At 53.8% G+C, this 12,312-nt stretch carries 11 protein-coding genes; 5 read left to right on the plus strand and 6 right to left on the minus strand.

Annotated features, from left to right (window positions below):
- The first annotated feature begins 24 nt into the window (after window positions 1-24).
- Both QSV34_RS03055 and QSV34_RS03060 read left to right on the plus strand, forming a co-directional pair.
- Complete coding sequence (locus QSV34_RS03055; protein ID WP_289151879.1) at window positions 25-780, plus strand: class I SAM-dependent methyltransferase; 756 nt, start codon at window positions 25-27, stop codon at window positions 778-780.
- A 165-nt stretch (window positions 781-945) separates the two neighbouring features.
- Window positions 946-1,377 carry a GFA family protein gene (locus tag QSV34_RS03060; protein WP_289151881.1) on the plus strand — a complete coding sequence of 144 codons (432 nt, stop codon included), beginning with the start codon at window positions 946-948 and terminating at the stop codon, window positions 1,375-1,377.
- 52 nt (window positions 1,378-1,429) lie between these two features.
- Here the strand turns inward: QSV34_RS03060 and QSV34_RS03065 are convergent, their stop codons facing one another.
- From QSV34_RS03065 to QSV34_RS03075, 3 genes are all read right to left on the minus strand, one after another.
- The gene (locus QSV34_RS03065) at window positions 1,430-2,254 is read right to left on the minus strand and encodes a TatD family hydrolase (protein WP_289151883.1); all 825 of its coding nucleotides are present in this window, start codon (window positions 2,252-2,254) and stop codon (window positions 1,430-1,432) included.
- Entirely contained in the window at window positions 2,254-4,248 is a 1,995-nt protein-coding gene (locus QSV34_RS03070; RefSeq protein ID WP_289151885.1) for a transglycosylase SLT domain-containing protein, read from the minus strand. Before QSV34_RS03070 ends, QSV34_RS03065 begins: the two co-directional genes overlap by 1 nt.
- 89 nt (window positions 4,249-4,337) lie before the next feature.
- Window positions 4,338-4,787 (minus strand): universal stress protein, encoded by a 450-nt coding sequence (locus tag QSV34_RS03075; protein ID WP_289151887.1) that lies wholly within the window; start codon window positions 4,785-4,787, stop codon window positions 4,338-4,340.
- Window positions 4,788-4,824: 37 nt separating this feature from the next.
- Between QSV34_RS03075 and QSV34_RS03080 the strand changes: the two genes are divergently transcribed.
- Both QSV34_RS03080 and topA read left to right on the plus strand, forming a co-directional pair.
- Window positions 4,825-5,307, plus strand: a complete 483-nt coding sequence (locus QSV34_RS03080) for a hypothetical protein (RefSeq protein WP_289151888.1) — start codon at window positions 4,825-4,827, stop codon at window positions 5,305-5,307.
- Between the two features lie 161 nt (window positions 5,308-5,468).
- Window positions 5,469-8,117, plus strand: coding sequence for a type I DNA topoisomerase (gene topA / locus QSV34_RS03085; RefSeq protein ID WP_289151890.1), 2,649 nt, complete (start codon window positions 5,469-5,471; stop codon window positions 8,115-8,117).
- A 48-nt stretch (window positions 8,118-8,165) separates the two neighbouring features.
- On the opposite strand, the gene QSV34_RS03090 is transcribed toward topA, so the two are convergent.
- Window positions 8,166-8,633 carry an RDD family protein gene (locus tag QSV34_RS03090; protein ID WP_289151892.1) on the minus strand — a complete coding sequence of 156 codons (468 nt, stop codon included), beginning with the start codon at window positions 8,631-8,633 and terminating at the stop codon, window positions 8,166-8,168.
- A 63-nt stretch (window positions 8,634-8,696) separates the two neighbouring features.
- Window positions 8,697-9,140 (minus strand): hypothetical protein, encoded by a 444-nt coding sequence (locus QSV34_RS03095; protein ID WP_289151894.1) that lies wholly within the window; start codon window positions 9,138-9,140, stop codon window positions 8,697-8,699.
- 309 nt (window positions 9,141-9,449) lie between these two features.
- Here QSV34_RS03095 and QSV34_RS03100 point away from each other — a divergent pair, with 309 nt between their 5' ends.
- Window positions 9,450-9,731, plus strand: coding sequence for a polyhydroxyalkanoic acid system family protein (locus QSV34_RS03100; RefSeq protein WP_289151896.1), 282 nt, complete (start codon window positions 9,450-9,452; stop codon window positions 9,729-9,731).
- Between the two features lie 459 nt (window positions 9,732-10,190).
- Here QSV34_RS03100 and QSV34_RS03105 read toward each other — a convergent pair whose 3' ends face one another.
- Complete coding sequence (locus QSV34_RS03105) at window positions 10,191-12,293, minus strand: S9 family peptidase (RefSeq protein WP_289151898.1); 2,103 nt, start codon at window positions 12,291-12,293, stop codon at window positions 10,191-10,193.
- Between the last annotated feature and the right edge of the window lie 19 nt (window positions 12,294-12,312).

Here is a 12,312-nt window from a genome sequence, read left to right on the forward strand (position 1 = left end):
TATTAATTTTTTTGGAGGGAAAGTATGAAATTTCAAATAATTATTGCCGCATTGGCATTTGCCACCAGCACGTTCAGCATTGCCGCCGAGCCAGACCCGGTAGCAGCGAAATTGGCTGAGGCCATGAAGGCAGATATTCGCAGCGAAAAGGAAGTAGCACGGGACCGCAACCGCAGGCCTGTAGAGACGCTGGCGTTTTTTGGCTTGAAAGACAATATGAAGGTGATTGAGCTAATGCCTGGCCGCGGCTGGTACACCAAACTGCTGGCGCCGGCACTGGCAGATAAAGGCAAGCTCACCGTGGCGCTTGGTACATCCCGACTTGGCGAACAGTTGCAACAGCCAGGATTTGGCGATGTAAAAGTTGCCAGTGAAAAATCCACTTTTGCCCGTTCCACTGCCGAACCCCTGCTATACAGCCTTAGTGATGTTGATCTGGGTAAGAGAAACGCCGATATGGTGCTGACCTTTCGCAACTACCACAACCTGGATACAGACTCCCGCACAGCGCTCAACGACGCAGTATTTAAAGCGCTGAAGCCCGGTGGTATTTATGGGGTGGTGGATCACACCCGCCGCCATATGCAGGAGCTAACGCGAGAAAACCGCCGCCGCTTCGACCCTGTACAGGCGATTCTGGAAATTCAGGCAGCTGGTTTTGAGCTGGTGGATTATTCGCCTTTGCACTACAAACTCGATGATGAACTGCGTTACGAAGTAGGGCGCAAAACGGTAACCGGTAATACGGATCGTTGGACGTTGAAGTTTCGAAAGCCTTGAGATAGTAACGTTCCCCGTCATTGCGAGGAGCCCGAAGGGCGACGCGGCAATCTCCTGAATTTGGCAGCAAGATCCACAAGATTGCCGCGTCGCCTTTCTTTAAAACGAAAGGCTCCTCGCAATGACGAGAGGCATTTATTTTTGCGAACAATCAAGGAGTGACATATGGGTATCAACTACACTCTCAGCAAAAAACCGCTGGTTGATTACATTGACGTTAAAGCCGTTCACAAAGGGCAGTGCCATTGCGGTAGCGTAAAATTTTCAGTTAATCTAAAAAACGGCTTAATTGATCCACGCCGCTGCAACTGTTCAATGTGTAAGAGGCGTGGTGCCGTTGTAGCTTCTGTTCAGCTCAAAGACCTGACAATCGATGAGGGTGAATCGATTTTGAGCTTGTATCAATTCAACACGAATACCGCCAAGCATTTCTTTTGTTCAAAGTGCGGCATTTATACACACCATCAAAGGCGTTCTAACCCTGAGCAGTATGCTTTTAATATTGCATGTTTGGACGGTGTTGATCCTTTTGTATTGGCAGATGTTCCAGTTTTGGATGGTGAGGATCATCCAACGGATAGATTGGAAAAGTCATGATTTTTTAGATTGGCTTTCAGGTTTTAGCTGTGAAAAATACAGATAAGGGATTTCAAAAACGGAAAAACCTCTTCGCCGTAGCTGTAGTCCCCACCGCAATTTCCTCCTCCGATAACCCATAATGCCGGCTCATTTCCTTTAACACCCAAGGCAAAAATGCCGGTTCATTACGACGGCTTTTTTTAAGGTCTTTGGGCATAGGGTCGATATTGCGGGGCAGCAGGTAGGGGGCGTCGCTTTCCAGCATCAGGCGTTCCAGGGGAATGTTTTTCACCAACTTTTGCAGCTCTGTGTCTCGGCGTTCATCGCACACCCAGCCGGTAATGCCGATGTGCAAATCCATATCCAGGTAGTTAAACAGTGCTTGTTTGCTGCCGGTAAAACAGTGGATAACGCCGTCAACCAGGTGATCACGATATTCCCGGAGTATTTCCAGTTGCCGTTGGTGGGCATCGCGCTCGTGCATAAATACCGACAGTCTCAGTTCTGCGGCCAGTTGCAGTTGTGCTTCAAAGGCTCGTTGTTGTTCTTCAGGCGTGGAAAAGTTGCGGTTAAAGTCCAGCCCGGTTTCGCCGATGGCCACCACCTGTGGCAAAGCGGCAAGGGCGCGAATGGCATCGCTGCTGCTGGTGTTCCACTCGCTGGCGTGGTGGGGGTGCACGCCAGCGGTGCTGTAGAGCATGCCGGGGAATGATTTGGTGTACTGTTGGCAGAGTTCGGCAACCTGTTCGCTGGCGCTCAGGTCGGTGCCGGTCAGGATACAGTGCTGTACACCGGCTTCTTGTGCCCGCTGTAAAACGGCTTCTTGCTCGCCTTCAAAGGCTTTGCTCGCAAGGTTAAGGCCGATGTCTATCAGGGGTTCCGGGGAGTGCAGCATTACAGCAGAGCAGTCTTCTCTTTCTCATCCAGCATGCGGCTGTCCGAACCCAGCAGGTGGGCGTAGATCATGGAAAACGCCAGCACATTTTGCACGTAGTTGCGGGTTTCCTTGAAGGGGATGCTTTCAATCCAGGCATCGAAGTGCAGTTGCATATCGCTCCTTTCCAGCCAGCGTTTTACCCGGTGGGGGCCAGCGTTGTAGGCGGCGGTGGCGAGGATGCGGTTATTGTTGAAGCGGTCCAGAAGCTCCCGATAGTAGCGGCTGCCCAGTTCGATATTCTTGTGGGGCTCCAGCAGTTGTTCGCTGTTAGCCAGGTGAATTTTGTATTTGCGGGCGGTTTGCCGGGCGGTGGCGGGCATCAATTGCATCAAGCCGCGGGCACCCACCGGGGAAATGGCGTCTGTGGCCAGTGCACTTTCTTGGCGCGCTAAAGCCAGCAAGAGGTGTTTGTGGATGTCCAACTCGGTGCTCTGGTGGGCAAATTGCGAGTGGTGATCTATGGGGAAGCGGCGCTCAATGTCGTTCCAGTAGCTGGCCTGGATCATGCTGACAATGGCCTGATTGCTCCAGCCCCAGCGACGTGCCATTTCCGCGGATAGTTGCCACTGTTGTTCGCTGAAGTTGCGGCTGGCGTATTGCCATTCACGGCGTGCGGCAAGGGTGTCGCCGTGATGATATAGCTCGCGGGCGCGGCGAATGGCGGGAATAGTTTCCAGCATTTCGACGCCAGTTTCGTCTATCGATACCGGCATGTGGTTCATTTGGTAACTGCCACCCAGCCATTCATTGGCCAGGAAGCCGTAAAAGCTCCGTTGCTGGGCCAGCTCGGCGTACACCGGAGCCGGGTCTTCGCCGTTGAGTTGTTGGGCCAGGCGCGCTTGCCAGTACTGCCAGCGGGGCTCGTTGCGATGTTCCTGGGGCAGTTGCGTCAACCACTGTTGGGCATCTGTCCATTGGGCTTTGTTGAGGGCCAGGCGAATACGCCATTCCAGCAGTGTGGGGTTGGTTTCAGCGAGAGTGTCGCTCAGCCACTTGTCCGCCAGTTCAGACTGATCTTGTTTGTGCAGCCCTTGGATAATGCGCTCGTTGATATGGCCCTTGGCCTGCATCTTGAACGCGTGGCTGCCCCGGTAATGACGCCAGTGTTTGAGCGCCGCCTGCGGGTCTTCGCGGCTGAGGCGGCGCAGGTTGTGCTCGATAACCGCGAGCATTTCCGGACTTTGATCGGCAAACTGGGCATAGTTGCCAATGCGATGAGGTTTTTTGCTGGCGGCGCTGGCGTTAGCGGCCCAGGTCGCGTAAGGCTCGGCTTTCAGGCGTTTTTGCAGGTAGCGGGCCAGTTTGTACTGGCGATTGGAAAGCGCCTTGCTGTAGCGCTGCCAGATCAGCTTGTCGTCGATCAGTTGCTGTTTTTCCAGCTGGGCAAACAGCTTGTCGCAGGCTTTTGGCTGGGACTTGCCCTGGTTCCAAAGTTTTAAGCCTTGCTGCAAAGCATCCTGCTTTTGCTGTTCATTGCCGGTGCGAAAACGGGCGTACTGGTAGTAACAGCGCAGTTTGGCGTCTGCCAGACTGGCTTTGTAATAGTGCACAAAATCGCTGCCACGGCGGCGATTCTTCAGGGCGCGTAACCATTGCAAACGCAGTTTGTCGGCGATGCGTTGGCCCTGATAACGATCGAGAAAGCTGTCCACTTCCCGGCGTGGCAGTTTGTGCAATCGGGGTTGGAGACTGGCGTATTCCAGGTACGGTTTCAGAGGGTAGTGCTGCAGTTGCGCCAGTTGTTTGCGAAAAGCCTTCTGGCGCCCTTGGCGCAGGGCTTTGAGAGCCTGCTGGTAGTACTGGCGCTGTTGTTCCAGTTGCTCGCTATCCCCGGAGGCGATCTGGGATGGATTGATAACAATGGCACTGGCGGTGGAGTCGGCGCTGTCGGTTGCGGCCAGCAGGTGACAGCTGAACGAAAACAGGGCAGCGAACAGGGTGCAACGCTTCATAAAATAGACTCAAACAATCTGGTAACAGCTTGATATCTTTGAAACTGTAGCTGTTATCGGCAGCTGTGAATAGATTATGAAGGTAAAATTCAGTTTTCCTCCCTTATTCGCACTGCCAGCACATCGCAACCGGCACCGTGGATTACTCCGTTAGCGGTAGAGCCCAGCAGTAATGCCAGGCCATGGCGGCCGTGGCTGCCCACCACAATCAAATCCACCTGGTTTTCTTCCGCATAGCGGTGCAGTTCGTGGGCGGGTTGGCCGACGATTACCCGCTGCTGGTCTGCGGCCACTGAAAGTGTGTTACCGTGCTCCGCCAGACGGCTCCTGGCCTGTTCTTCCAGCTGGTTTTGTACGTCGGATAAATCCATGGGAATATCGCCACCGTAGGCAAACGACAGGGGCTCCTGCACGTGCATCAGGGTGATTTGTGGCCTGTCGCTGGCGTTGTTGGCATACAGTTCGGCGACTCGATCCACCACTTGCCGGGATTCCGGTGACAGATCCAGGCCGACCAGGATGTGTTGATAGCTGGGCATGGGCAGTCTCCTCAATTAACGAAGGTCTATTGCAAGTATGGAATATATTTGGGTCATTGTGGTGCTGGCGCTGGTTCTTTCGCCAATTATTGGACTTAAATCATCTCCAAGGCAAAAAAAACTGGAAACCCTGCGCCGTTGTGCATCCGCTGCCGGTTTGCATGTGAAGATTGCCCGTCGTCCGGATGCCAGGGATGACGAACGCGATCTGGATTCAGTCAGCTATCTATTACCTTGGGGGGGTAACACGCCAGAGGGGCTGCGCCCCTGGGTGTTGACTCACAATAATCGCCGCGGCATGGAAGCCCAATGGCCCAATTGGCGGTGGTTTGAGGGGCCGGCTCAGCCGGGTATTGGTAGCACGCTGGAGCAGTTGCTGCCGGGGCTGCCCGACGGCGTTACCGGCCTTGTTGTGTCCCGCCAGGGGCTCGCCATTCACTGGTTGGAACAGGGGGAAGAGGCGGATGTTGCCGCCCTTGTGGATGCCCTGAAAACCCTGCGACAAGCCCTTCAAAAGTAGCTTTCATTGCTATCTATTATTATGGGGCTACAAAAAATTTTCCTTGACCTGTGCCGGTTCTGTGCGTGTATATTCGCCACTTTCGCCCTCTGACAGTTTGGTTTGGGGGCTGTTATGTGACTTTGCGGCCGGGATAAGCCGCCAATCGGGTTTGACGTTCTATGGGAAAATCACTGGTTATTGTGGAATCGCCGGCCAAGGCGAAAACCATCAACAAATATCTGGGCAAAGATTTCACGGTGAAATCCAGTGTCGGTCATATCCGTGACCTGCCCACCGGCGGTGGTGCCCGCCAACCAGTAGACCCCAAAGCCCGTGCCAAGGCTGCCGCGTTAACACGCAAGATGTCGCCAGAAGAAAAGGTTGTGCACAAGCGTCGCAAGGCCAAAGAGCAATTGGTTAACCGCATGGGCATCGACCCGGATCGTGGTTGGAAAGCCAATTACCAGATTCTGCCGGGCAAGGAAAAGGTGGTGGCAGAACTGAAAAAGCTCGCCAAAGACGCCGACAACATCTATCTGGCGACGGACTTGGATAGAGAAGGTGAGGCCATTGCCTGGCACCTGCAGGAAGCCATTGGCGGCGATCTGGGCCGTTACAAGCGGGTAGTGTTTAACGAGATCACCAAAAGCGCCATTAAAGACGCCTTTGCCGAACCTGGCGAGTTGGACAACAACCGGGTAAATGCCCAGCAGGCCCGCCGTTTCCTCGATCGGGTGGTGGGTTATATGGTGTCGCCCCTGTTGTGGGAAAAAGTCGCCCGCGGCCTGTCCGCCGGGCGTGTGCAATCGGTGGCGGTGAAAATGCTGGTGGAGCGCGAGCGTGAGATTCGCGCTTTTATCCCGGAAGAATACTGGACGGTTCAAGCGGATCTGGAAAGAACGGCGGAAGACCTTGAACAAATTATCCGCTTTGATGTGGCTCGCCATCAGGGCAAAGCGTTTCGCCCCGGCAACAAGGCCGAAACCGACGCCGCTCTTGCTCAGCTGAAGCCGGCCCAATACCGGGTCAGCAACCGGGAAGACAAACCCACCAAATCCAAGCCCTCAGCGCCTTTTATTACCTCCACCCTTCAGCAGGCGGCCAGCACCCGCCTCGGCTACGGGGTGAAGAAAACCATGATGATGGCCCAGCGTCTGTACGAGGCGGGCTACATCACTTATATGCGTACCGATTCCACTAACTTAAGCAAGGAGGCGGTGGACGCTTGCCGGGAGTTTATTGGCGTGCGCTTTGGCGATAAATACTTGCCCGATGCGCCCATTGCCTACAGCAGCAAATCCGGTGCTCAAGAGGCTCACGAAGCCATTCGCCCCTCCAATATCGACATCATGCCCGGCGACTTGTCAGACATGGAAGCGGACGCTCGCAAACTCTACCAACTGATCTGGCAGCAGTTTGTGGCTTGCCAGATGGTACCTGCAGAATTTACCAGCACCACGGTGACCGTTACTGCCGGTGATTACGAGCTGCGGGTTAAAGGTCGGGTGATTCGCTTTGATGGTTATCTGAAAGTGCTGCCGGCGCTGCGCAAAAAAGACGACGATGTGGAGCTTCCGGATCTGGCAGTGGGCGATGAGCTGAACCTGAATATCTTGGTTCCCAACCAACACTTTACCAAGCCGCCAGCCCGCTACAGCGAAGCCTCATTGGTAAAAGAGTTGGAAAAACGCGGTATTGGCCGTCCATCCACCTACGCCTCGATTATTTCTACCATTCAGGATCGCGGTTACGTGCGGGTAGAAAACCGCCGTTTTTACGCGGAAAAAATTGGCGATATTGTCACCGACCGCCTCAACGAAAACTTTACTGATCTGATGGACTACGGCTTTACCGCCGCCATGGAGGAGTATCTGGATAAAGTGGCGGACGGCGACCTGGATTGGCAGGACGTACTCAATCGCTTTTACAGTGACTTTTCTGCCAAGCTGGAACAGGCACAGAGCGCGGAAGGGGGTATGCGCCCCAATGCGCCCTCGGAAACCGACGTTCCCTGCCCACAATGCGGCCGTCATATGATGGTGCGCACTGGCAGCACGGGAGTGTTTTTGGGTTGTTCTGGCTACGCTTTACCACCAAAAGAGCGCTGCAAAGGCACCCTCAACCTGCTGCCCGGTGACGAGGCGGTGAACGTCGATGAAGACGACGAGGCGGAAGCACGCCTGCTGATGGACAAGCGCCGTTGCGGCAAATGCAACTCCGCCATGGAAAATTACCTGATCGACGAAAAGCGCAAAATCCATATCTGCGGTAACAACCCGGATTGCGACGGCTTTGAAGTGGAGCAGGGCACCTTTGTGATCAAGGGTTACGAAGGCCCGGTGCTGGACTGCGACAAGTGTGGTAGCGAAATGCAGCTGAAAACCGGCCGTTTCGGCAAGTTTTTTGGTTGCACCAACGAAACCTGCAAAAACACCCGTAAACTGCTGAAGAACGGCCAGCCTGCGCCCCCGAAGATGGACCCGGTGCCTATGCCGGAATTGCAGTGCGTCAAAGTGGACGACCATTACATTCTGCGCGACGGCGCCAGCGGCCTGTTCCTGGCTGCCAGCCAATTTCCTAAACACAGGGAAACCCGATCACCACAAATCGCCGAAATGCTGCCTCACAAGGACGAGATCGACCCCAAGTACAGCTTCCTGTGGACTGCCCCGGTGGCCGATCCGGACGGCGTACCCACCTACGTGCGCTACAGCCGCAAGACCAAGGAGCAGTACGTGCAGGCGGAAGTGGAAGGTAAGTCTACCGGCTTCCGCGCTTGGTATAAGGGCGGCAAGTGGGAGATTGAGGATAAGAGGAAGAAGAAATAATTGTGAGTTACGCGTTGCGGGTAGAATGAGCGAACTTGCCCGCAACCCTCAATTAACCCCCTTCGGCAATAACACTACCCGTGTTCCGGTGAGCTTGTCATGCAGGCAGTCGCCGTTTTTGTCCCACAGTTTCCACAGCAGGCCGATAACGCTGGCCAGCGATAGCGGGGCGATTAGTGCTCTCAGCCAGCGTTGCTTGGTGGTGGTCAGGGAGCCGTTAGGCTGTTGCAAGCGCATGCGCCAGGCTTTCATGGCCAGGGTTTGGCCGCGTTTTTGCCAGCAGTAGACAAAGTACCAAGCGTTGGCGAACCACAAAGCCGTAACTACGGGCACCCAGGGGAGGGGGGGCATTTGCTGACCTTCTGGTATTGGGCTGTAGATCAAGTACTGAATGATGACGGCAAGGACACCACAGATAAACACGATAGCCAGCATCAACAAAAAGTCATACACAAGCGCGGCCAAGCGTCGAAAAATACTGGCCTTGGGCAGGGTGCTAAATTCTTCTGGGGTCACGGGGTCGCTCCATTGGGTGGAGCGGGGATTCTATCTGAAGGATGAAGGGAATCGTAGGGACAGTTATTCGAAGGTGTAATTCAAACCGATATTAAGGCCGCCACCAGAAGTGGTTAAGCCGTAATCAACACCCCGGAAGTTGCGCTGCTTGAGATTACCATCTTCGTCGAGCAGGGCGCCATCACCTAATGTCTGGCGCTTGTATTCCCAGTATTCCCTGAGCATCTTTTGGGCCATACGGCCAAATGCCCGCCCGCCATGGTATTGGCGACCTTGCTCTGAGTAGGAAGAGAGCCAGTCGTAGTTAAGGGCGCGGTGAGTGGCAGACATGCGGTTGGAGCGAATTTGCTCAGAGCGTTCAGCCAGTTTCTCGTTACACAGGGAACGCAGTTCGGAATGAGCGATGGATGAGTCTTTCTTGCTGCTCTTGATTTCGCTGGGCAGGAACAGGTTGCCGTCAGCGCTGGCGTTGCAGGAGAAGATCGCGCAGAAGGCTGCCGGGATCATGATGTGCCCCGAAAAAACCTGCCGCAGAGTGCGTGTTACTGTTCTTATATCTGCCATATATAAGCTCCTATTCCCTCAGTCTAGATAACTTCATGGCGCCGTTTCAAACCCGGTTCAACAAACTGTGATGCAGTTGAACCGCGTACCGGTGATAATACCCATCAATAGCCGTTTGTGCAGTATTGGCCGGGTAAATCCTGTATTACGATCTCAGCGAATCTGAGAATCTGTACCGGTATTTATGCTAACACTGCCTGATTGGTTCAACAATGAAGGAAAAGTGGAAAATTTTTGCATTTAGGGGGAGCCGTGGCAAAAGTCTATGTAGAGCGTGACCATCAGCTGGATAATGGTCAGCTAAGGGAATTGGGTGATCAGTTGGCCGCCAAACTGACCGACAAGTTGGGGGGCAGCGTCAACTGGCAGGGCAACGAATTGCACTACCAACAAAGTGGCGCCAAAGCCCATGCGTTACTGGGTGAGAAAACCGTGGTTGTTACGGTTGAATTGGGGCTGATGATGTCTGCTTTCGCGCCCATGGTGAAAAGCGAGGTGGAGCGGGTTTTGGATAAATATCTGGGTGATTCTTAACGTTGTCATTGCGAGGCCACTTGTGGCCGTGGCAATCTCCTGAACCAGGCGTAAAAGTCACGAGATTGCCGCGTCGCCTTCGAATTGACTCGCACCTTCCCTGGTGCTCGGCCTGCGGCCGTTTTCGACGCCCAAATTGGCTTTCCTGCCAATTTGTCTCGCAATGACGCTTTTCGAGTGCCCCAAAATAAAGAAACCCCACTGTCGCCAGTGGGGTACTCTCCAGTTGCAGGGCCGCCAAATGGGGGGTGGCTGCCATACAACAGCGAATAAGAGGCTCTTATTCGCATCTCCCTCCTCTCTGAGAGCGGAAACTTAATGGGGGGAAGCTCCGATCTCGTGATTCACTTTATACGCCTGAAGGGTCTTGATGCAATTTTTACAATTTGTAAAAAAGCCAATTAAAACAAGGCACTAAGGCCTTTTAACATAACTTTACCTTTGTTAACTATTTATACCTTATTTGGCTGCTGGCGTATCCGCTGCTGAATCTGTTTCTTGCTCTTTGTATTTATCGAACCAGGACAGAATGTAGCCGATTTTTCTGGCCAGGTTAGAGGGTTTCGCAGCGATACCATGGTACGCACCCTGAATGCGAACCAGAGCGCTTTCGACTCCCTGCAAACGCAGTGCGCCGTAGTATTGCTCGCTTTCGCTCATGGGGGTTCGAACGTCCAGCTCGCCGGTAAGTACCATGGTTGGTGTGGTGACATTGCCAACCAGTGACAGGGGTGATCGATCCCAGTACTGGCTGTAGTCGTTCCAGGGGAGGTCACTGAACCAGTAGCGGGTCATAAAGGTATAGATGTCGGAGGTGCCGATCATGCTGATCCAGTTAATCACTGGCTTGGCCACCACCGCGGCTTTAAATCGATCGGTCTTGCCGACAATCCAGGCTGTTAGCACGCCACCGCCAGAGCCGCCGGTGACAAACAGGTTGGTTTCGTCCACGTAACCTTTGCCGATAACCCCATCCACCATATCCATCAGATCGTCGTAATCCTGAGAGGGGTAGTTTTTGTCGATCAGGTTGGCGAATTCACTGCCCATGGAGGTGGACCCGCGAGGGTTGCCGTAGATCACCACATACCCTGCGGCGGCAAACATCTGCACCTCTGTTGAAAAGCTGGGGCCATAAGCGGTGTGTGGGCCGCCGTGAATTTCCAGAATTAACGGGTACTTTTTGGAGGCGTCAAACTCCGGAGGCTTGACGATCCAGGCTTGCAGCTCGCGATTGTCGACGCTGCTGTTGACCACCATCAGCTCCGGTTTGTTAATGGCCTTATGATCGAACAGGTCACCGTTGAGGTCGGTGAGTGTTGTCACCTTGCCGCGTTTGTCCACCAGTGCCAAATCCGCTGGCCGGTCACCACTGGAATGGGTATAAACCACGTTGCCGTTTTTAGTCACGTCGTAGTCACCAGACGTATAAGGCCTGCCAATGCTGATGCCGCCCAGTGCATCGGTTTTCTCACTGATCTGCCCAGACAAGCTGACGTGGGCCACGTGCTTTTTACCCTCGTTGTCGTAGCTGAAATAAATGCCTTTGCTGTTTTTTGCCCATTTGATATCACCCACAGACCGATCTAAATCCGGCGTTAAGCGCTGAACGCCGCTGCCATCCAGATTCATCACGTAGAGTTCAGTAATCTGATTGGACTTGCCATTATCTTCAAAGCCGGTAAAGGCCAGCTTGTTGCCATTCGGGCTTATCTTGGGGTTGCTTTCCGGGCCACTGGTGCTGGTAAGTTGGGTGATCTCACCGTCCGCCAGGTTGATGGACAGCAAATCGCTGTTAAAAATATCGAAGTCAAAATCCTTGTGGGTATTGGCGGAGACAATGATTTTCTTGCCGTCTTTCGTCCAGGCCAGCGAGCCGGAATAATCGTGTGCACCGAACGTCATTTGCCGTGGAGTGCCGCCAATGGTTGGCACTACGTATATCTGCATATTGCCGGGGCGGTTCATGCCCGCACCGTCCCGTTGAAACAGAGTCTGGTCGATGTATTGCGCGCTGTCGGCCCACTCGGCGCCTTTCGGCTTGAACGATATGTCGAAGACGGGCTTTTGTTTGGCTGGGGTGAACATGGCAAACGCCAGTTGCTTGCCATCTGGAGAAAAACTCAAACTGTTGGGGCTCATAGCCACGTCGGTAACTCGGGCAGTATTGCCGCTGGCAACGTCCCTTACGTATATCTGTACTTTGCCTTCTTCGCTGGACAGATAAGCCATTCGCGTCCCGTCTGGGGAAAAAACCGGGGCGAAATGATTTTTTGTGTTCGATAATAAGGGCATGTGGCTGCTGCCATCCACTGCCACCGTCCATAAGCTCCGGCGCAATCGGTCGTTCATGATGTCCATACTGCGACGTTCATAAACCACCTGCTTACCGCCGGGCATAACCACGGGATTGGCAGCGTATTCCAGGCTGAAAATATCCTTGTAAGTCAGCAGGCCATCGTCAAGCGCCGGTGCTGTTTCGTGATCTGCCAATGCAGTGGTTACTAGGGATGCACTGATAAACAGCGTTATGGCTGATCGGAGTAGGTGGTTTTTTTTCATAGGGTTCTGCCTTGTGGTT

The sequence above is a fragment of the Porticoccus sp. W117 genome (genome assembly GCF_030341905.1).
Classification (GTDB): Bacteria; Pseudomonadota; Gammaproteobacteria; order Pseudomonadales; family Porticoccaceae; genus SCSIO-12696.

Bases quoted from the DNA above. Each gene is read 5' to 3' on its own strand.
- QSV34_RS03055 (WP_289151879.1), top strand. From the start codon at position 25: ATGAAATTTCAAATAATTATTGCCGCATTGGCATTTGCCACCAGCACG.
- QSV34_RS03060 (WP_289151881.1), top strand. From the start codon at position 946: ATGGGTATCAACTACACTCTCAGCAAAAAACCGCTGGTTGATTACATT.
- QSV34_RS03065 (WP_289151883.1), bottom strand. From the start codon at position 2,254: ATGCTGCACTCCCCGGAACCCCTGATAGACATCGGCCTTAACCTTGCG.
- QSV34_RS03070 (WP_289151885.1), bottom strand. From the start codon at position 4,248: ATGAAGCGTTGCACCCTGTTCGCTGCCCTGTTTTCGTTCAGCTGTCAC.
- QSV34_RS03075 (WP_289151887.1), bottom strand. From the start codon at position 4,787: ATGCCCAGCTATCAACACATCCTGGTCGGCCTGGATCTGTCACCGGAA.
- QSV34_RS03080 (WP_289151888.1), top strand. From the start codon at position 4,825: ATGGAATATATTTGGGTCATTGTGGTGCTGGCGCTGGTTCTTTCGCCA.
- topA (WP_289151890.1), top strand. From the start codon at position 5,469: ATGGGAAAATCACTGGTTATTGTGGAATCGCCGGCCAAGGCGAAAACC.
- QSV34_RS03095 (WP_289151894.1), bottom strand. From the start codon at position 9,140: ATGATCCCGGCAGCCTTCTGCGCGATCTTCTCCTGCAACGCCAGCGCT.
- QSV34_RS03105 (WP_289151898.1), bottom strand. From the start codon at position 12,293: ATGAAAAAAAACCACCTACTCCGATCAGCCATAACGCTGTTTATCAGT.